This is a genomic window from Pseudomonas sp. NPDC087697, assembly GCF_044743155.1.
Lineage (GTDB): Bacteria > Pseudomonadota > Gammaproteobacteria > Pseudomonadales > Pseudomonadaceae > Aquipseudomonas.
This window is the reverse complement of record NZ_JBIUVW010000012.1, coordinates 9,142-27,902: the sequence shown is the minus strand read 5'-3', so window position 1 is coordinate 27,902 and position 18,761 is coordinate 9,142. Positions and strand designations below refer to the sequence as shown.

Annotated in this window: 17 protein-coding genes; 11 read left to right on the top strand and 6 right to left on the bottom strand. The window is 58.7% G+C overall.

Annotated features, from left to right (window positions below; all coding sequences use genetic code 11):
• The first annotated feature begins 43 nt into the window (after window positions 1-43).
• Window positions 44-1,228, top strand: a complete 1,185-nt coding sequence (locus tag ACIPIN_RS11395; RefSeq protein WP_401118487.1) for a thiolase family protein — start codon at window positions 44-46, stop codon at window positions 1,226-1,228.
• Between the two features lie 124 nt (window positions 1,229-1,352).
• Window positions 1,353-2,315 carry a DMT family transporter gene (locus tag ACIPIN_RS11390; protein ID WP_401118485.1) on the top strand — a complete coding sequence of 321 codons (963 nt, stop codon included), beginning with the start codon at window positions 1,353-1,355 and terminating at the stop codon, window positions 2,313-2,315.
• Window positions 2,316-2,438: 123 nt separating this feature from the next.
• Here ACIPIN_RS11390 and ACIPIN_RS11385 read toward each other — a convergent pair whose 3' ends face one another.
• On the bottom strand, window positions 2,439-3,833 hold the full coding sequence (locus tag ACIPIN_RS11385; RefSeq protein ID WP_401118483.1) for a class II fumarate hydratase: 1,395 nt from the start codon (window positions 3,831-3,833) through the stop codon (window positions 2,439-2,441).
• A gap of 192 nt (window positions 3,834-4,025) precedes the next feature.
• Between ACIPIN_RS11385 and ACIPIN_RS11380 the strand changes: the two genes are divergently transcribed.
• The 7 genes from ACIPIN_RS11380 to ACIPIN_RS11350 all read left to right on the top strand — a co-directional run bounded on the left by ACIPIN_RS11380 (window position 4,026) and on the right by ACIPIN_RS11350 (window position 11,962).
• The gene (locus ACIPIN_RS11380; protein WP_401118481.1) at window positions 4,026-4,550 is read left to right on the top strand and encodes a DUF2059 domain-containing protein; all 525 of its coding nucleotides are present in this window, start codon (window positions 4,026-4,028) and stop codon (window positions 4,548-4,550) included.
• Window positions 4,551-4,563: 13 nt separating this feature from the next.
• Window positions 4,564-4,863, top strand: a complete 300-nt coding sequence (locus ACIPIN_RS11375; protein ID WP_401118479.1) for a BolA family protein — start codon at window positions 4,564-4,566, stop codon at window positions 4,861-4,863.
• Between the two features lie 196 nt (window positions 4,864-5,059).
• Entirely contained in the window at window positions 5,060-6,001 is a 942-nt protein-coding gene (locus tag ACIPIN_RS11370) for a rhodanese-related sulfurtransferase (protein WP_401118477.1), read from the top strand.
• 36 nt (window positions 6,002-6,037) lie between these two features.
• The gene (locus ACIPIN_RS11365) at window positions 6,038-6,640 is read left to right on the top strand and encodes a DsbA family protein (protein ID WP_401118687.1); all 603 of its coding nucleotides are present in this window, start codon (window positions 6,038-6,040) and stop codon (window positions 6,638-6,640) included.
• Window positions 6,633-8,450 (top strand): ABC transporter ATP-binding protein, encoded by a 1,818-nt coding sequence (locus ACIPIN_RS11360; RefSeq protein ID WP_401118475.1) that lies wholly within the window; start codon window positions 6,633-6,635, stop codon window positions 8,448-8,450. The genes ACIPIN_RS11365 and ACIPIN_RS11360 overlap by 8 nt, the downstream gene beginning before the upstream one ends.
• Before the next feature lie 212 nt (window positions 8,451-8,662).
• Entirely contained in the window at window positions 8,663-11,122 is a 2,460-nt protein-coding gene (locus tag ACIPIN_RS11355; RefSeq protein WP_401118472.1) for an EAL domain-containing protein, read from the top strand.
• Between the two features lie 78 nt (window positions 11,123-11,200).
• Entirely contained in the window at window positions 11,201-11,962 is a 762-nt protein-coding gene (locus ACIPIN_RS11350) for a TenA family transcriptional regulator (RefSeq protein ID WP_401118685.1), read from the top strand.
• 137 nt (window positions 11,963-12,099) lie between these two features.
• On the opposite strand, the gene ACIPIN_RS11345 is transcribed toward ACIPIN_RS11350, so the two are convergent.
• The 5 genes from ACIPIN_RS11345 to ACIPIN_RS11325 form a co-directional block, all read right to left on the bottom strand.
• On the bottom strand, window positions 12,100-13,026 hold the full coding sequence (locus ACIPIN_RS11345) for a GGDEF domain-containing protein (RefSeq protein ID WP_401118469.1): 927 nt from the start codon (window positions 13,024-13,026) through the stop codon (window positions 12,100-12,102).
• Window positions 13,027-13,398: 372 nt separating this feature from the next.
• A complete protein-coding gene (locus tag ACIPIN_RS11340; protein WP_401118467.1) occupies window positions 13,399-14,139 on the bottom strand; it encodes a YciK family oxidoreductase in 741 nt (246 codons plus the stop codon).
• Between the two features lie 116 nt (window positions 14,140-14,255).
• Window positions 14,256-14,927, bottom strand: coding sequence for an N-acetylmuramic acid 6-phosphate phosphatase MupP (gene mupP / locus ACIPIN_RS11335; RefSeq protein WP_401118464.1), 672 nt, complete (start codon window positions 14,925-14,927; stop codon window positions 14,256-14,258).
• A gap of 4 nt (window positions 14,928-14,931) precedes the next feature.
• On the bottom strand, window positions 14,932-15,630 hold the full coding sequence (gene ubiG, locus ACIPIN_RS11330; RefSeq protein WP_019692990.1) for a bifunctional 2-polyprenyl-6-hydroxyphenol methylase/3-demethylubiquinol 3-O-methyltransferase UbiG: 699 nt from the start codon (window positions 15,628-15,630) through the stop codon (window positions 14,932-14,934).
• A gap of 63 nt (window positions 15,631-15,693) precedes the next feature.
• Complete coding sequence (locus ACIPIN_RS11325; protein WP_401118462.1) at window positions 15,694-17,025, bottom strand: TRZ/ATZ family hydrolase; 1,332 nt, start codon at window positions 17,023-17,025, stop codon at window positions 15,694-15,696.
• Between the two features lie 109 nt (window positions 17,026-17,134).
• Here ACIPIN_RS11325 and mtnA point away from each other — a divergent pair, with 109 nt between their 5' ends.
• Both mtnA and ACIPIN_RS11315 read left to right on the top strand, forming a co-directional pair.
• A complete protein-coding gene (gene mtnA / locus ACIPIN_RS11320) occupies window positions 17,135-18,211 on the top strand; it encodes an S-methyl-5-thioribose-1-phosphate isomerase (protein ID WP_401118460.1) in 1,077 nt (358 codons plus the stop codon).
• 433 nt (window positions 18,212-18,644) lie between these two features.
• Window positions 18,645-18,761, top strand: a 117-nt coding sequence (locus ACIPIN_RS11315) for a hypothetical protein (protein ID WP_401118683.1), incomplete at its 3' end; no start/stop codon positions are given.

Sequence of the window (18,761 nt, the reverse complement as noted above, 5' to 3'; positions counted from 1 at the left end):
TGCTCGATCCACTTCCTGAACGACAACAACAATGAGGTATGCCATGCGTGAAGTAGTAATCGTCGATAGCGTGCGAACTGGCCTGGCCAAATCCTTTCGCGGCAAGTTCAACCAGACTCGCCCGGACGACATGGCGGCCCATTGCGTCAACGCATTGCTTGCGCGCAACGACATCGACCCGGCCAGCGTCGAGGATTGCATCGTCGGCGCCGGCTCCAACGAAGGCGCGCAGGGTTTCAACATCGGTCGCAACGTGGCGGTGCTCTCGCAGTTGGGCGTCGGCACCAGCGGCATGACCCTCAACCGCTTCTGCTCCTCGGGCTTGCAGGCGATTGCCATCGCGGCCAACCAGATTGCTTCGGGCTGCAGCGACATCATCGTCGCGGGTGGTGTCGAGTCGATCAGCCTGACCATGAAAAGCGTCAATACTGACAACCTGATCAACCCGCTGCTCAAGGAGCAGGTGCCGGGTATCTACTTCCCGATGGGCCAGACCGCGGAAATCGTCGCCCGTCGCTACAACGTCAGCCGCGAAGAACAGGACCGCTACGCCCTGCAAAGTCAGCTGCGTACCGCTCAGGCGCAGGCCATGGGATTGTTCAACGACGAAATCGTGCCGATGGCAGTGAAGTACAAGGTCGAGGATAAAAACACCGGTCAGGTGCAGATCCTTGAAGGCATTGTCGGTCGCGATGACTGCAACCGTCCGGAGACCACCTACGAAAGCCTGGCGGGATTGAATCCGGTGTTTGCCGAAGACGGTTCGGTCACGGCCGGCAACTCCTCGCAGCTGTCTGATGGCGCCTCGATGACCCTGGTGATGAGCCTGGAAAAAGCGCTACAGCTGGGTCTCAAGCCGAAAGCCTTCTTCCGTGGTTTCACCGTTGCCGGTTGCGCACCGGACGAAATGGGCATCGGCCCGGTGTTTTCGGTGCCAAAACTGCTCAAGGCCAGGGGCTTGCAGGTGGCGGATATCGATCTGTGGGAACTCAACGAAGCCTTTGCTTCGCAGTGCCTCTACAGCCGCAATCGTCTGGAAATCGACAACGAGAAATACAACGTCAACGGTGGTTCGATTTCGATTGGCCATCCGTTCGGTATGACCGGCTCGCGTCAGGTCGGCCATCTGGTGCGCGAACTGCAACGGCGCAACGTGCGTTACGGCATCGTGACCATGTGCGTGGGCGGCGGGATGGGCGCTACGGGGTTGTTTGAAGCGGTGCGTTAAGTCCGAAAGGCTGTGTCGGTGCGACCGATACAGTCTCATTTACGGCTTCTCGCCAACTGTTACTGTGTGATGCCTCGACGGCAGCCTAGAATGGGGTTTCTTGCCGTTGGCTTTTGGGGTTTCCATGCACATTTCGTCCGGTCGCTGGGTTTATGGTCTGTTCCTCGCCTTGCTGACCGCGTTTTTGTGGGGAATCCTGCCAATCAAACTCAAGCAAGTGCTGCTGGTGATGGACCCGGTCACGGTGACCTGGTTTCGACTGACCGTGTCCGGCGGTTTGCTGTTTCTCTACCTGACGGCGACCAAGCGTCTGCCGAGTCGACAGGCGCTCGGGCCTAAAGGTGGCTGGCTGGTGCTGATGGCGGTACTCGGGCTGGTGGGCAACTACGTGTTGTACCTGATGGGCTTGAACCTGCTGAGTCCGGGCACCGCGCAGTTGGTGGTGCAGATGGGGCCGATCCTGTTGCTGATCGCCAGCCTGTTTGTGTTCAAGGAGCGTTTCAGCCTGGGGCAGGGGATTGGCCTGCTGGTGCTGTTGCTGGGCTTCGGGCTGTTTTTCAATCAGCGGTTGAGCGAGCTGCTGACGTCGTTGAGTGATTACACCGCGGGCGTGCTGCTGGTGCTGGCGGCGTCGACCGTTTGGACCTTCTATGCACTGGGCCAGAAGCAACTGCTGACGGTGTGGAACTCGTTGCAGGTGATGATGGTGATCTACCTGTTTTGCGCCTTGTTGTTGACGCCGTGGGTACATCCACTGGAAGCCTTGCAACTGAGCCCGCTGCAAGGCTGGTTGCTGCTCGCGTGCTGCCTGAACACGCTGATCGCTTACGGTGCTTTTGCCGAGGCGCTGGCCCATTGGGAGGCGTCGCGGGTCAGTGCAACGCTCGCTATCACTCCGTTGGTGACCTTCGCTGCCGTGGCACTCGCTGCCTGGTTATGGCCCGATTATGTGCATGCCGAACAGATCAACAGTTTGGCGTATGGCGGCGCGGTGCTAGTGGTGCTTGGCTCGGCGCTGGTCGCGCTGGGGCCGTCGCTGATCGCCGGGCTCAAGGCCCGGCGGATGCGAGCAGCGGTCAGTCGATAGACCGCGTCATCGTTCTTCGCGAGCAAGCCCGCTCCCACACTGGTTTTGCATACACCAAAAATCAAATGTGGGAGCGGGCTTGCTCGCGAAGACTGGCGATCAGACGCTACATAAACGCCTGATTCAACCCTTGCTGCCAGCCTCCAGCATGTTCTCCGGCCTTACCCAGGCATCGAACTGCTCATCCGTCAGATAACCCAGTTGCAACGCCGCCTCACGCAGGGTCAGTCCTTCGCCATAGGCTTTCTTGGCGATCTCGGCGGATTTGTCGTAACCAATGTGCGGGTTCAGCGCGGTCACCAGCATCAAGCCGCGTTCCAGATGCGCCGCCATCTGCTCGGCGTCCGGCTCAAGGCCCGCGATGCAATGCTGCTGGAAGTTGCTGCAGCCATCGCCCAGCAAGCGGATCGATTGCAGCAGGTTGTGAATGATCACTGGTTTGAACACGTTCAGTTGCAGGTGACCCTGGCTGGCGGCGAAACCGATTGCCACGTCATTGCCCAGCACCTGACAGGCAAGCATCGACAACGCTTCGCACTGAGTCGGATTGACCTTGCCGGGCATGATCGAACTGCCCGGTTCGTTGGCGGGCAGCTTGACCTCGGCGAAACCGGCCCGCGGCCCGGAGCCTAGCAAACGCAGGTCGTTGGCAATTTTCATCAGGGTCACAGCGAGGGTTTTCAGCGCGCCGGACAAAGTGGTCAGCGGCTCATGCCCGGCCAGCGCGGCAAACTTGTTCGGCGCGGTGATAAATGGCAGGCCGGAGAGGGCGGCCAGTTCGGAGGCAATCGCTTCGCCAAAGCCATGAGGCGAGTTGAGGCCGGTCCCCACCGCAGTGCCGCCCTGAGCCAGCTCGCAGACTGCCGGCAAGGCGCTGCGGATGGCGCGTTCGGCGTAATCGAGCTGCGCGACGAACGCCGAAAGCTCCTGCCCGAAGGTGATCGGCGTGGCATCCATCAGGTGCGTGCGCCCGGTTTTCACCAGGTTCATGTGTCGGGCTGCCAGCTCTGCCAAACCTCCGGAGAGTTCAGTGATCGCCGGCAACAGATGCTGTTGCACGGCCTGCACCGTGGCGATGTGCATGGCGGTGGGGAAGCTGTCGTTGGAACTCTGCGAGCGATTGACGTGATCGTTGGGATGCACCGGCACCTTGCCGCCACGGGGATTGCCGGCCAGTTCGTTGGCGCGGCCGGCAATCACTTCGTTGACGTTCATGTTGCTTTGGGTGCCGCTGCCGGTCTGCCAGACCACCAGCGGGAACTGGTCGTCATGCTGGCCGTCAAGCACTTCGTCGGCCGCCTGTTCGATCAGTCGGGCAATGTCGGCCGGCAGATCACCGTTGCGATCATTGACCCGCGCCGCGGCTTTCTTGATCAGTGCCAGGGCATGCAGTACGGCCAGCGGCATACGTTCGTTGCCGATGGCAAAGTTGATCAGCGAGCGCTGCGTCTGAGCGCCCCAGTAGGCTTCATCCGGGACTTCCACCTGGCCAAGGCTGTCGGTTTCGATACGGCTCATGGGTCACCTTCCTGTAGGTCTGATAGCGCAGTTTAGGCCGTGATTGGCGCTTGGGGTTCCATCAGTCGTTTTTTCTACCGTTCGGTCCTGTAAATCAGGCCTGGCAAGGGGGAGGGGTTGAGCGCACGAGTTTTTTAGGCGCAGAATGTCCCCCCTTGGGGTTTTACCTCGCCTGTTAGAATAGGAAACTCGATGACTCGTCTTCGTGCCATCTGTACCGCGGTTGCTCTGGTCTGTGCCAGCGGCCAGGTTTTCGCCGATACCGCCAGCCACAACGCCAGTGCCGAAGCGTTCCTGACCTTGGCGCACGCTGACAAACTGGGCACTCCGGTGTACATGCAAGTGCAGCAAATGTTCGCTCAGCGCTTTGAACAAACCAAAGCGCCGGAATCGAAAAGAGCCCTGCTGGAAACCTACCAGGCCAAGGCCAACGCAGCTCTGGACGCGGCCATTGGCTGGAACAAGCTGAAGCCGGACATGGTCAAGCTCTACACCAGCAACTTCAGCGAATCCGAGCTCAAGGACCTGGTCGCGTTCTACCAGTCGCCACTGGGCAAGAAAGTCCTGGAAAAAATGCCTCAGCTGACTCAGCAATCGGCCCAGATGACTCAAGCCAAACTGGAAAGCGCGGTGCCTGTGGTCAACAAGCTGCTGTCTGACATGACTGCCGAGCTGACGCCGAAAGACGCTGCCGCTCCAGTCAAGAAAAAGCCTTGAGCGGAGCCCCGCAATGACCATGCAACAACGTATTGAATCGGCACTGGACGCTTTGCAGCCTGCGCATCTGGATGTGCTGGACGAAAGCCATATGCACAGCCGTGGGCTGCAAACCCACTTCAAGGCCGTGGTGGTCAGCGAGCAATTTGCCGGGCTCAACAGCGTCAAGCGCCACCAGAAGGTCTACGCCACGTTGGGTGACCTGATGGGCGAGTTCCATGCGTTGGCGCTGCATACGTACACGCCTGAGGAATGGGCGAAGACCGGTGCGGCACCTGCCTCGCCGACCTGCGCTGGCGGTAGCAAAAACTAAAGATCGCAGCCTGCGGCAGCTCCTACGGAGTTGCGCATGGCTGGGCTTTTGTAGGAGCTGCCGCAGGCTGCGATCTTGAAGGTCTGCAGCCATCCGCAACAGTTTTTGTTAGAATCCGCAACGCGCCGCTTAGCCGGCGCGTTTTTTTTCGCATCCGGTTCACCCTTTACGAGGGTAGCCACCTGGAGAATCACCCATGACACAACAGATTGTCGTGGCGGCACTGTATAAGTTCGTCACCCTTGAAGATTACGTCGCCCTGCGCGAGCCCCTGTTGCAGGCGATGGTCGACAACGGCATCAAAGGCACTTTGCTGATTGCCGAAGAAGGCATCAACGGCACGGTTTCCGGTAGCCGCGAAGGCATCGACGGGCTGATGGCCTGGCTCAAGAACGATCCGCGCATGGACGACATCGACCACAAAGAGTCGTACTGCGATGAGCAGCCGTTCTACCGCACCAAGGTCAAACTCAAGAAAGAGATCGTCACCCTGGGCGTTGAAGGCGTCGACCCGAACAAGAAGGTCGGCACCTACGTTGATCCGCAGAACTGGAACGCGTTGATCAACGATCCTGAAGTCCTGCTGATCGATACCCGCAACGACTACGAAGTTTCGATCGGCACTTTCGAAGGTGCGATCGACCCGAAAACCACCAGTTTTCGCGAATTCCCTGACTACATCAAAGCCAACTTTGACCCCGCCAAACACAAGAAAGTCGCGATGTTCTGCACTGGCGGCATTCGTTGTGAAAAGGCCTCGAGCTATATGCTCAGCCAAGGCTTCGACGAGGTCTATCACCTCAAGGGCGGGATACTGAAGTACCTCGAAGAGGTGCCTCAGGAAGAGACCAAATGGCAGGGCGACTGCTTTGTGTTCGATAACCGCGTCACCGTTCGCCACGACTTGAGCGAAGGCGACTACGATCAATGTCATGCCTGTCGTACGCCTGTGAGCGTGGAAGACCGTGCATCCGAGCACTATGTCGCCGGCATCAGCTGCCCGCATTGCTGGGATAAGCTGAGTGAGAAGACCCGTCGCAGTGCGATCGACCGGCAGAAACAGATCGAACTGGCCAAGGCCCGCAATCAGCCGCACCCGATTGGTTACAACTACAAGCAATCCAACACCGAGGCCTGAACCATGTCCGCGCGCCTGCTCTATGTAATGGATCCGATGTGTTCCTGGTGCTGGGGCTTCGCTCCGGTGGCCGAGGCCCTGGTCGAGCAGGCGCAGGCCGCGGGTGTTGAAGTACATCTGGTGGTCGGCGGTTTGCGCACTGGCAGCGGTGCGGCACTGGAGCCCACCACCAGGCGCTACATTCTCGAACACTGGCAGGCGGTCACCGAAGCCACCGGCCAGCCGTTCAAGTTCGAAGGCGCGCTGCCTGACGGATTTGTCTACGACACTGAACCGGCCTGTCGCGCGCTGGTGACGGCGCGCAGCCTGGCGCCGGATTGTGCCTGGAAACTGCTTAAACTCATCCAGCAGGCGTTTTATGCCGAGGGTCGTGACGTTACCCGCGCCAGCGTATTGGTGGAGTTGGCCGAACAAGCCGGTTTGCCACGTATCGAGTTCGCTGCAGCCTTCGATCGTGCTGATCAGCACGCGGCCACGGCGGCAGACTTCACCTGGGTTCAGGATCTGGGCATCGCCGGGTTCCCGACCTTGCTGGCCGAGCGCAATGGTCAATTGGCGCTATTGACCAATGGCTATCAACCGCTCAGCGAGCTGTCACCGTTGCTCGGCCGTTGGCTGGAGCGTGCTGCCTGTGTATGACCAGCCCGATGATGAGCAACAACCCAAGCGGGTCGATCGGCTGAGTTGGGCGGAAATCCGTCGTCTGGCGCTTCACCATAAAAAATCCTTGTGGATCGCCAACGGCGTCGCCGTATTGGCGACCCTGTGCAGTGTGCCGATTCCTTTGCTGCTGCCATTGCTGGTGGACGAAGTGCTGCTGGGACATGGCGACGCGGCACTGAAAGTCATGAACCACGCGCTGCCGGCCGGCTGGCAAACCGCTGCCGGCTACATCGGTTTGATGTTGCTGGTGACCTTGACCCTGCGTTGCGGTGCGTTGATGTTCAACGTCTTGCAAGCGCGTCTGTTTGCAGGTCTGGCCAAAGACATCGTCTATCGCATTCGCGTGCGGCTGATCGAGCGACTCAAGCGCATTTCCCTTGGCGAATACGAAAGCCTGGGCAGCGGTACGGTGACCACGCACCTGGTCACCGACCTGGACACGCTCGATAAATTCGTCGGTGAAACCCTCAGTCGTTTTCTGGTGGCGATGCTGACGCTGGTGGGCACGGCGGGCATTCTCGTCTGGATGCACTGGAAACTGGCGCTGCTGATTCTGTTGTTCAATCCATTGGTGATCTACGCCACGGTGCAATTGGGCAAACGGGTCAAACACCTGAAAAAGCTTGAGAACGACAGCACCTCCCGGTTCACCCAGGCGCTGACCGAAACCCTGGATGCGATTCAGGAAATCCGCGCTGGCAATCGTCAGGGTTTTTTCCTTGGACGGCTCGGATTGCGGGCGCAGGAAGTGCGTAACTATGCCGTCAACTCACAGTGGAAAAGCGACGCATCCAGCCGCGCCAGTGGATTGCTGTTCCAGTTCGGCATCGATATCTTCCGCGCCGCCGCCATGCTCACCGTATTGTTTTCTGACTTGTCCATTGGCCAGATGCTCGCAGTGTTCAGCTACCTGTGGTTCATGATCGGGCCGGTCGAACAATTGCTGAATCTGCAATATGCCTATTACGCGGCCGGTGGTGCGCTGACGCGAATCAACGAGTTGTTGTCGCGTGCCGATGAGCCGCAGTACCCGGGTGGCATCGATCCATTCAAGGGGCGTGAGACGGTAGGCATCGAGGTGCAAGGCTTGAGTTTCGGCTACGGCGGTGAGCTGGTGCTGGATCAGATGAACCTGTCCATCGCCCCAGGCGAGAAAGTCGCGATCGTGGGTGCCAGCGGTGGCGGTAAAAGCACGCTGGTGCAATTGCTGTTGGGGCTCTATACGCCGCAGTCGGGCAGCATCCGTTTTGGTGGCGCGACTCAACAGGACATCGGTCTGGAAACCGTACGCGAGAATGTTGCGGTGGTTTTGCAGCATCCGGCATTGTTCAACGACACTATACGGGCCAACCTGGCCATGGGCCGCGAACGCAGCGACGAAGCCTGCTGGCAGGCGCTGGAAATCGCCCAGCTCGACGCTACGGTCAAGGCGTTGCCGCAAGGTCTGGACAGTGTCGTTGGCCGTTCCGGTGTGCGCTTGTCCGGCGGCCAGCGCCAGCGCCTGGCCATTGCGCGCATGGTGTTGGCCGAACCCAAGGTCGTGGTCCTCGATGAAGCGACTTCGGCGCTGGACGCCGCCACCGAATACAACCTCCATCAAGCGCTGGCGCGGTTTTTGAGCGGTCGCACGACACTCATCATTGCTCACCGGTTATCGGCGGTAAAACAGGCGGACCGTGTGCTGGTGTTCGATGGCGGCCACATTGCCGAAGATGGCGACCATCAGCAATTGATTGCCGATGGTGGTTTGTATGCCAAGCTTTATGGGCATTTGCAGCAGCTTTAGCAACCTTGAATTTTGCCCGGATTTCTGTGCTTATTGATCAGATGTCCCTTTGGGGGAATCAGGCTTGTGCACCGTCTGATTGTTGCGTTGCCCCTAAAACGATCTTGATCGAAGCCTAATGTCTTCGAAAAATCGAAAATTAGCCTAGTCTGTGCTGTTAGGAATGGAATTCTCTCGGGTGTTCATCAGGCAGTGCTTGTGCAAGGGACCTCATGAAGCAAAAGCTGACTCTCGGAACGCCACGGTTGTTGGGCATCGTCTGGCCATTTATCGCCGTCGTGTTATTTCAGGCCCTGTTGGGCGGCGTCAGCCTGTACGTTCTGTCGGCGGTTCGCGGCTATGTTGCCGGCGAAAGCCTGTGGTCCAAGGGCCAGAAAGACGCCATCTATTACCTCAATCTCTACGCCGACAGTCGCGACGAGTCGATTTTCCTCAAGTACCAGAATGCTATTTCGGTTCCCCAGGGCGGGCATGAACTGCGGGTCGCGCTGGATCATCAACCGCCCGATCTTGCGGCCGCACGGCGGGGCATCCTCAAGGGCGGTAACCATCCCGATGACGTTTCAAGCCTGATTTGGCTGTACCTGAACTTCCGGCATTTCAGTTACCTGGAAACCGCTATCGATCGCTGGACCGTGGGTGATGCCTACCTGGTGCAGCTCGATAACGTCGCCCTTGAAATGCATCAGCGCATCGTCAGCAACCAGGCGACCGACGCTGACATCCAACGCTGGAAAGCCCAGATATTTGCCATCAACGAAGGGGTGACACCCGCTGCCAAAGCGTTCAGTGACGCATTGGGCGAGGGCTCGCGGCTGATTCTGCGGTTGCTGCTGTTCACCAACCTGGCCACGGCGCTGGGGTTGATTGCCTTGGCACTGTTGCGGACCCATAAGCTTCTGGCCCAGCGCCATGCGTTCGCCAATGCCTTGCAACTGGAAAAGGAACGCGCGCAAATCACTCTGCAATCCATTGGCGACGGCGTGATCACCACCGATGTTGAAGGTGCCATCGCTTACATGAATCCGGCAGCCGAGGAGTTGACTCACTGGAAGGCCGAGCAGGCGGTTGGGCTGCCGCTGGCGGCATTGTTCAATCTGTTGGATGAAAATGCCCAGGCGGATGGCTTCACACTGATCGAGCATATTCTCAGCGGTCAGCTCAGCGGTGGCAGTGAACACTCCAAGCTGATTCAGCGGTTGGACGGCAGCACGGTTTCGGTAACGCTGGTGGGCTCGCCGATTCGCAATGCCGGTAAAGTCAGCGGCACGGTGCTGGTGCTGCATGACATGACCCAGGAGCGGCAGTACATCGCCAATCTTTCCTGGCAGGCCACCCACGATGCGCTAACCGGCCTGGCCAACCGCCGCGAATTCGAATATCGCCTGGAGCAGGCACTGCACAACCTGACGCGCCAACCTGCCCGACATGCGTTGATGTTCCTCGATCTGGATCAATTCAAACTGGTCAACGACACGTGCGGACATGCTGCGGGTGATGAGCTGCTGCGACACATCTGCGCGTTGTTGCAGTCGGGTTTACGCGAGGGCGACACCCTGGCCCGACTGGGTGGTGACGAGTTCGGCATTCTATTGGAGAACTGCTCGCCGGAGGCTTCGGAGAAAATCGCCGAGGGCCTGCGTCAGACGGTGCAAAACCTGCACTTTGTCTGGAAAGGCCGGCCGTTCGTGACCACCGTCAGCGTCGGTCTGGTGCACATCATTCAAGCTCCGGCCACCCTTGAGGCTTCATTGCGTGCTGCCGACATGGCCTGCTATATGGCCAAGGAAAAGGGTCGCAATCGGGTGCAGGTCTATCATGCTGACGACTCCGAATTGTCCCTGCGCTTTGGCGAGATGGCCTGGGTGCAGCGCCTGCACATGGCGCTTGAAGAGAATCGCTTCTGCCTGTATTCACAGGAAATCGCCGCGCTGGGGCATACAGAGCGAGGAGGTGGGCATATCGAAATCCTGCTGCGTCTGCATGATGAAGCCGGGCGGATGATTCTGCCGGACAGCTTCATTCCCGCCGCCGAGCGTTATGGACTGATGACGTCCCTGGATCGTTGGGTGGTCGAGAACGTTTTCAGGATCATTGCGCAGGGCATCGCGCAAGAGTGCGAAGGGCCGTTGGCCATGTGTGCGATAAATCTGTCAGGTATTACGATCGGTGATGAGGCTTTTCTACACTTCCTGCGTGAGAAGTTCATTGCCTATGCCATCCCGCCTGAAATGATTTGTTTTGAAATCACTGAAACCAGTGCTATTTCGAATTTGGGCAGCGCTATCAGATTTATTAATGAACTCAAAGGGTTAGGTTGCCATTTTTCGTTGGATGACTTTTGTGCCGGTATGTCCTCATTCGCTTATCTAAAACATTTGCCTGTAGACTTCTTGAAGATCGACGGGAGTTTCGTAAAGGATATGCTGGACGACCCGATTAACCGTGCAATGGTCGAAGTGATCAATCACATCGGTCATGTCATGGGTAAGCGCACCATTGCCGAGTTTGTTGAAACACCGCAGATCGAGCAGGCATTGCTGGAGATCGGGGTGGATTATGCTCAAGGGTATGTCATCGAACGCCCGCAATTGTTTACCTGTGACAGCCTGCAATGTCGGCCCACCAGACCGCGGCCTCTGTTATTCAAGGCGCCTGGCACATTCCGTTGAAGTCTCTTGCTGATCCGTACAATCACAATCAAAAGGAGTGCGACAGTGATCGATACATTCAACAGATCCGGCCCGCTTATGGAAGCCGCAAGTTATCCAGCCTGGGCTCAGCAGCTGATCCAGGATTGCAGCGAGAGCAAGCGCCGGGTTGTCGAACATGAACTGTATCAGCGGATGCGTGACAACAAACTCAGCGCAAAGACCATGCGTCAGTACCTGATTGGTGGCTGGCCGGTCGTTGAGCAGTTCGCGTTGTACATGGCGCAAAACCTGACCAAAACCCGCTTTGCCCGCCACCCCGGTGAGGACATGGCACGTCGCTGGCTGATGCGCAATATTCGGGTTGAGCTCAACCATGCCGACTATTGGGTGCACTGGAGTCGAGCGCATGGCGTCAGTCTGGAAGACTTGCAGGCGCAGCAGGTTGCCCCTGAACTTCATGCATTGAGTCATTGGTGCTGGCATACCAGTTCGGCGGACTCGCTGATTGTCGCCATTGCGGCGACCAACTATGCCATTGAAGGGGCTACCGGGGAGTGGTCGGCTGTGGTGTGTTCCAGCGGGGTCTATGCGGCAGCGTTCCCTGAGGAAGACCGCAAACGCGCCATGAAGTGGCTGAAAATGCACGCTCAATACGATGATGCCCATCCGTGGGAAGCACTGGAAATCATCTGCACGCTGGCAGGCCTGAACCCTAGCAAATCCCTGCAAGCTGAACTGCGTCAGGCGGTCTGCAAAAGCTACGACTACATGTTCCTGTTCCTGGAGCGCTGCATGCAACTGGAGCACTCGGAAAGGGCTCCGGTAGCCCGGGAGCGGATGGTGCTGGTCGAAAGCTGATCCGAAGGCAGTACAAAACCAGTGTGGGAGCGGGCTTGCTCGCGAATGCGGTTCAACATTCAACAACTATGTTGACTGATAGTCCGCATTCGCGAGCAAGCCCGCTCCCACATTTGGTTTGTGTTGTTGCTGGCGACTCAACCCGCCATCGCCAATCGATTACGTCCCTCGCGTTTAGCCACATACAACGCACTATCTGCGCGTCGCAACAGACTCTCGGCGGACTCACCCGGCAGCAGCGTCGAGCACCCGAGGCTGACCGTCAACTCGATCAGCGTCCCATCGGCCCGATACTCCTCGGTTTGTGCGGCATAACGCAGGCGTTCGCCAACCATCGCGGCGGCTTCGCGGTTGGTGTTGGAAAGCAGGATCAGAAATTCTTCACCGCCAAAGCGAAAGACCATGTCTACGTTGCGCAACTGGCTTTTGATTGAGCTTGCGACAGCCTTTAGCACGTCATCACCGGCACTGTGGCCGTGGGTGTCATTGATCCGTTTGAAGTGATCGATATCGAGCATCAGCAATGACAGCGGCTGCATGTGTCGCCGGGCCATGTCGATCTCTCGCTGCAGGGTCTGATCCATGGCAATGCGGTTGCCAGTGCCTGTCAGGGGATCGCGCAGTGCACTTTGAGTGGCTGCTCGATAGAGCAGGGCGTTGCGCATCGGGAAGAGCAGAGCGGACAGCAGGGATTCGAGGTTGCCCTGATCCTTTTCGCTGAAGCGCTGATTGCGACGGAACACCAGCTCGCCCAGGTGTGCACCTTCGTGGCTCAGGCTGTAGCTCACCGAGTGATGTCCGCGCTGACCGAACTCCAGGCGCAAATCGCTGGACGTGTGCTGATAGTTCAAGGCGTCCAGTGGGACAAGGCGCTGAACTTCACGGAAAAACAGTCCCAGAATGCGCTGCGGCTCAAGGCTGGTTTGTAGTTGCAGGCCCATTTGCTGGCGCAATTGGCCGAGGCTGGCGGGACGCTCCAGGAGGGGAGACTGCTGACCAAAGCCCAGGCGTTGCAATTTGGCGCTATCGAAGTCAATTGCGTTGGTCTGGGTTGGAGATTTCATATGGTGTGAGCCCCTAAGCAGGAATGCTGTCTTACAGGCTGGGTGAGAGCGGCTTTGGGCTGCGCGTCATACTGGTCCATCAGTCCCGTAGGACATGTGGCTGAAGTTTAGTCCGCTTTGCCGAGCAAAAGTAAGCCTCGACAGGGTGCTGCCCGACCGCTAACACGCTGCGTGTTTACGCAGTGTTAGAGCGAAAGTTGTGCCATTCGGTTCTATTTTATAAAACTCGTTATAAATCAATTTGTTGGGATGTACTGCTGTCAGTGGTGGCGGGTGCGGCGGCATTTGTTTGACTTCAGTCAGGCGCCTGAAGGGGGGTGTGGAGCGTGCCGCGACGGTATGCCGTCGCGGCAGCGGGGTGTGGCGAGGGGCTTACTGGGCGTCGAACGCCTGACCATTGATGCCGGTGCTGTCCGGTCCCATCAGGTACAGGTAGACCGGCATGATCTCTTCGGGCGTCGGGTTGTTGGCCGGGTTTTCGCCTGGATACGCTTGAGCGCGCATGCTGGTACGGGTGGCCCCTGGGTTGATGCTGTTGGAGCGAATCGGCGCAACAGTGTCGACTTCGTCAGCCAGGGTTTGCATCAGGCCTTCGGTGGCGAATTTCGACACACCATAAGCGCCCCAGTACGCGCGACCTTTACGACCGACGCTACTGGAAGTGAAGATCACCGATGCGTCCTGAGACAGCTTGAGCAGCGGTAGCAGGGTGCTGGTCAGCATGAACATGGCGTTAACGTTGACGTGCATCACGCGCATGAAGTTTTCGCCGGACAGCTGCTCCAGCGGCGTACGCGGACCAATGATCGAGGCGTTGTGCAGCAGGCCATCGAGGTGGCCGAATTCGGTTTCGATCATGGCCGCCAGTTCGTCGTACTGATGCGGCAGGGCGGTTTCCAGGTTGAACGGAATCACCGCAGGCTGTGGATAACCGGCTGCTTCGATTTCGTCGTAAACCTGAGTCAGATTGGCTTCGGTCTTGCCCAGCAGCAGCACGGTGGCGCCGTGAGCGGCATAGGTTTTTGCCGCAGCAGCGCCGATACCACGACCGGCGCCAGTGACCAGAATGACCCGGTCTTTGAGCAGTTCAGGACGGGCTGAATAATCAAACATAAAAAACCTCTAAACAATCCATTTACAGGGCTGAAGAAGATCGCAGCCTTTGGCAGCTCCTACAGAGGGCCGCGATCGGCGTAGGAGCTGCCGCAGGCTGCGATCTTTTGACTGAATCAGCAGCTACACAACGCGCCGTCCAGTACCTTGCGCAACTCCGAAGGGTGATCCACCACCACATCCGCCCCCCAGTTCCTTGGATTGTCATCGGGGTGAATGTAGCCAAAGGTCACTGCGGCGGTCCTGGTACCGGCATCGCGGCCCGACTCGATATCGCGCAGGTCATCGCCCACAAACAGCACGCTGGCCGGGTCCAGGTCGAGCATTTTGCACGCGAGGATCAACGGCTCCGGGTCTGGCTTGCTGTTCGTTACATGGTCCGGGCAGATCAGCAACGCCGAGCGTTCGGCCAGTCCCAGTTGTTGCATGATCAGCTCAGCGAACCGCAGCGGCTTGTTGGTGACTACGCCCCAGATCAGATTGGCTTTCTCGATGTCGGCCAGCAGTTCTGCCATGCCATCGAAGAGTTTGCTGTGAACCGCACAACCCTTGAGATAACGCTCCAGGAATTCCAGTCGCAACGCCTCGAAGCCCGGCGATTCCGGGTCCATCGAGAAGGTCACCGCGACCATGGCTTTCGCCCCGCCGGAAATCTCGTCGCGGATGTGTTTATCCGGGATCGGTGCCAACCCGCGGTCTGCGAGCATGCTTTGGCAGATAGCAATGAAGTCCGGCGCGGTGTCGAGCAGGGTGCCGTCCATGTCAAAAAGAACTGCTCTGATTGCCATGGGCTTATTCCTCGCGCAGGGTCTGGATCATGTAGTTGACGTCAACGTCGGCGGCCAGCTTGTAGTGCTTGGTCAGCGGGTTGTACGTCAGGCCAATGATGTCCTTGACGCTCAGGCCGGCCTGGCGGCTCCAGGCGCCGAGTTCAGAAGGGCGGATGAATTTCTTGAAGTCATGCGTGCCGCGCGGCAGCAGCTTCATGATGTATTCGGCGCCGACGATGGCGAACAGGTAAGCCTTCGGATTGCGGTTGATGGTCGAGAAGAACACCTGGCCACCGGGTTTGACCATGCGGAAGCAGGCACGAATGACCGATGACGGATCAGGCACGTGCTCAAGCATTTCCAGGCAGGTGACCACGTCGAACTGCTCGGGCATTTCTTCAGCCAGCGCTTCGGCGGTGATCTGCCGGTACTCGACGCTGACGCCGGATTCCAGCTGATGCAGTTGCGCGACCGCCAGCGGTGCTTCGCCCATGTCGATGCCCATCACGGTTGCGCCGCGTTGCGCCATGGATTCGCTGAGGATGCCGCCACCGCAACCAACGTCCAGCACCTTCTTGCCAGCCAGTTTGACGCGTTCGTCGATCCAGTTGACCCGCAGCGGGTTGATGTCGTGCAGCGGCTTGAACTCGCTTTCGCGGTCCCACCAGCGATGAGCCAGGGCTTCGAATTTGGCGATTTCAGCGTGGTCGACGTTGCTCATGGGTAATCCTCTAAATCTAAAAAATTCTGCTGTCAGCCTTGAGGTTCAGTTCAAGGGAGCGTTCTATTCGGTGTGTCCGCTGATGCGCTGGCCCCAGGCGGTGGCGGTAGCACATAGCTGTTGTTCATCGAAGCGCGTCAGGTGCCGGTCGTCGAGCAATTGCTTGCCGGCGACCCAAAGGTGTTTCACACAGTCCCGGCCAGTGGCATAGATAAGCTGCGAAACCGGGTCGTAAATCGGTTGCTGGGCCAGGCCAGACAGATCGAAGGCCACCAGGTCCGCGGCCTTGCCGACTTCCAGCGAGCCCACTTCTGCTTCCAGTCCCAGCGCACGGGCACCGTTGAGGGTCGCCATGCGCAAGGCGCGATGAGCATCCAGCGCCGTGGCCGAGCCGGCAACGGCTTTGGCCAGCAGGGCGGCGGTGCGGGTTTCACCCAGTAGGTCGAGGTCATTGTTGCTGGCCGCGCCATCGGTGCCGATCGCCACATTGACTCCAGCCTGCCACAAGCGCTCCACCGGGCAGAAGCCGCTGGCCAGTTTCAGGTTCGATTCCGGGCAATGAATTACGCTGCTGTTGCTTTCTACCAGCAACGCCAGGTCTTCATCGCTGACTTGCGTCATGTGAACGGCCTGAAAGCGCGGTCCGAGCAAGCCCAGGCGTCCCAGGCGGGCCAGTGGCCGCTCGCCGTGTTGCTCGACCGATTGCTGGACTTCGAAGGCGGTTTCATGGACATGCATGTGGATCGCAGCGTCCAGTTCTTCGGTGATTACCCGGATTTTTTCGAGGTTTTCGTCGCCGACGGTGTAGGGTGCATGAGGGCCGAAGGTGATTTTGATGCGCGGGTGATGCTTGAGGTCGCCGAACAGCTCGACGCCTTGACGGATCGCCTCATCCGCATCGCTGGCGCCGGGAATCGGGAAGTCGAGGATCGGGATGGCAATTTGCGCGCGAATACCGCTGTTGTGCACGCGTTCGCTGGCAACTTTCGGAAAAAAGTACATGTCCGAGAAGCAGGTGATGCCGCCCTTGATCTGCTCGGCAATGGCCAGGTCGGTGCCATCGCGGACGAAGGCCTCATCGACCCATTTGGCCTCGGCTGGCCAGATGTGCTGTTCGAGCCAGGTCATGAGTGGCAAATCATCGGCCAGGCCACGGAACAGCGTCATCGCCGCATGCCCGTGGGCATTGATCAGGCCAGGGCTGAGCAGCATGCCCGGCAGCTCGCGGACTTCAGTGGCGTTGAGCTTCAGGGCCTCATTGCGCGGGCCGATGAAGGCAATGCGCCCGTCGAGGATGCCCAAGCCGTGCTCTTTGAGGACCACACCAGCGGGTTCGACAGGTACTAACCAGGTCGGCAGCAAGAGTAAGTCGAGCGCAGCGGCAGGATTCGGCATCGAGGGTTCGGTCCAGTGCTTTTATGAAGGATGGCGAAGTATACCCGAGCGTCTTCGCGGGGGGATCGCTATAATCGGCGGCTTTTGTTCATTGAGTACGGGGTGAAGGATGCGCAATCGACTGTTGGCTGCGGAGAAGGTGAAGGCCATCGATTGGCGGGACGGCGCCCTGTATCTGCTGGATCAGCGCATTTTGCCATTCGAAGAAACCTGGATTGCCTATACCAGTGCCGCGGGTGTGGCTGAGGCTATTCGCTCGATGGTAGTGCGTGGTGCTCCGGCAATCGGCATCAGCGCCGCCTATGGTGTGGTGTTGGCGGCGCGCGCCCGGTTCGCTGCCGGCGGTGATTGGCAGGTGGCGCTGGAAGAAGACTTTGCCTTGCTTGCGGATTCGCGGCCGACCGCCGTCAACCTGTTCTGGGCATTGGGTCGCATGCGTGAGCGTCTGGAACGGCTCAGGGATCACGCCAATCCATTGGCAGTCCTTGAAGCAGAGGCGTTGGCGATCCACGAAAGTGACCGCGAAGCCAACCTGACCATGGCGCAGTTGGGTGTAGACCTGATCCGCAAGCATCAGGGCAATGCCCAGGCGGTTTTGACTCACTGCAATACCGGCGCGCTGGCCACTGGCGGTTTCGGCACTGCGCTCGGAGTGATTCGTGGAGCGTTCCTGGAAGGCATGATCGAGCGGGTTTACGCCGACGAAACCCGGCCCTGGCTGCAAGGCTCGCGGTTGACCGCCTGGGAGCTGGCCAACGAAGGCATTCCGGTCACTCTGAACGCCGACTCGGCCGCCGCGCACATTATGAAAACCAAAGGCGTGACCTGGGTGATCGTTGGTGCGGACCGAATTACCGCCAACGGTGACGTGGCGAACAAAATTGGCACTTACCAGTTGGCTGTCAACGCCATGCACCATGGCGTGCGCTTCATGGTGGTGGCGCCTAGTTCGACCATCGACATGAACCTGGCCAGTGGCGATGACATCCCGATCGAAGAGCGTGATGGTAGCGAGTTGCTGGAGGTCGGCGGCAAGCGGGTGGGGGCTGATGTCGATGCCTTTAACCCGGTGTTCGACGTCACGCCGGCTGATCTGATTGACGTCATCGTCACCGAAAAAGGCATCGTCGAGCGGCCGGACACCGCGAAGATGGCGCAGTTGATGTGCCGCAAGCGGTTGCATTGACGTTATCTGGCGTCTGAAAGATCGCCATCGCGAGCAAGCTCGCTCCCACAGTGGTTCGGTGTTGTGCGCAAATTTGCGACCGGCTCGGTCAATTGTGGGAGCGGGCTTGCTCGCGAAGGGGTCCTCAAAGTCAACAAAACAGCCTGGGTCGAACCCGGGATCTGCCTCTAAGCCTCTCTCGTCGCCTTTGCGCCTGTCACCGGTCAACTAACTATGCTCCATGCGCATCAGGGGGATAGGTGCGTGGCGGCTCTTGTGATAACATCCGGCGGTTTCCAAGGTAGCCCGATGTGGCTGCCTTTACTGCGCAGATCCATGGCATAACTCGTTGATTTGTCGTAAGTCGGTGCTGGCACTCAGCCTGCAGCGGCGAGCTTCGTTCGTCCCATATGGATGTGACGAAGTTTCACCAGAAAAAGGAATCAGGCTTCTCATGGGCGAACTGGCCAAAGAAATCCTCCCGGTCAATATCGAAGACGAGCTGAAACAGTCCTACCTCGACTACGATATTGACCGGGAGGATTTCTTTGGCCAGTTCGCCCATGAGAAG

Bases quoted from the DNA above. Each gene is read 5' to 3' on its own strand.
- ACIPIN_RS11370 (WP_401118477.1), top strand. From the start codon at position 5,060: ATGACACAACAGATTGTCGTGGCGGCACTGTATAAGTTCGTCACCCTT.
- ACIPIN_RS11325 (WP_401118462.1), bottom strand. From the start codon at position 17,025: ATGCCGAATCCTGCCGCTGCGCTCGACTTACTCTTGCTGCCGACCTGG.
- mtnA (WP_401118460.1), top strand. From the start codon at position 17,135: ATGCGCAATCGACTGTTGGCTGCGGAGAAGGTGAAGGCCATCGATTGG.
- ACIPIN_RS11340 (WP_401118467.1), bottom strand. From the start codon at position 14,139: ATGTTTGATTATTCAGCCCGTCCTGAACTGCTCAAAGACCGGGTCATT.
- ACIPIN_RS11350 (WP_401118685.1), top strand. From the start codon at position 11,201: ATGGAAGCCGCAAGTTATCCAGCCTGGGCTCAGCAGCTGATCCAGGAT.
- ACIPIN_RS11385 (WP_401118483.1), bottom strand. From the start codon at position 3,833: ATGAGCCGTATCGAAACCGACAGCCTTGGCCAGGTGGAAGTCCCGGAT.
- ACIPIN_RS11390 (WP_401118485.1), top strand. From the start codon at position 1,353: ATGCACATTTCGTCCGGTCGCTGGGTTTATGGTCTGTTCCTCGCCTTG.
- mupP (WP_401118464.1), bottom strand. From the start codon at position 14,927: ATGGCAATCAGAGCAGTTCTTTTTGACATGGACGGCACCCTGCTCGAC.
- ACIPIN_RS11375 (WP_401118479.1), top strand. From the start codon at position 4,564: ATGACCATGCAACAACGTATTGAATCGGCACTGGACGCTTTGCAGCCT.
- ACIPIN_RS11345 (WP_401118469.1), bottom strand. From the start codon at position 13,026: ATGAAATCTCCAACCCAGACCAACGCAATTGACTTCGATAGCGCCAAA.
- ACIPIN_RS11395 (WP_401118487.1), top strand. From the start codon at position 44: ATGCGTGAAGTAGTAATCGTCGATAGCGTGCGAACTGGCCTGGCCAAA.
- ACIPIN_RS11355 (WP_401118472.1), top strand. From the start codon at position 8,663: ATGAAGCAAAAGCTGACTCTCGGAACGCCACGGTTGTTGGGCATCGTC.
- ubiG (WP_019692990.1), bottom strand. From the start codon at position 15,630: ATGAGCAACGTCGACCACGCTGAAATCGCCAAATTCGAAGCCCTGGCT.
- ACIPIN_RS11365 (WP_401118687.1), top strand. From the start codon at position 6,038: ATGTGTTCCTGGTGCTGGGGCTTCGCTCCGGTGGCCGAGGCCCTGGTC.
- ACIPIN_RS11380 (WP_401118481.1), top strand. From the start codon at position 4,026: ATGACTCGTCTTCGTGCCATCTGTACCGCGGTTGCTCTGGTCTGTGCC.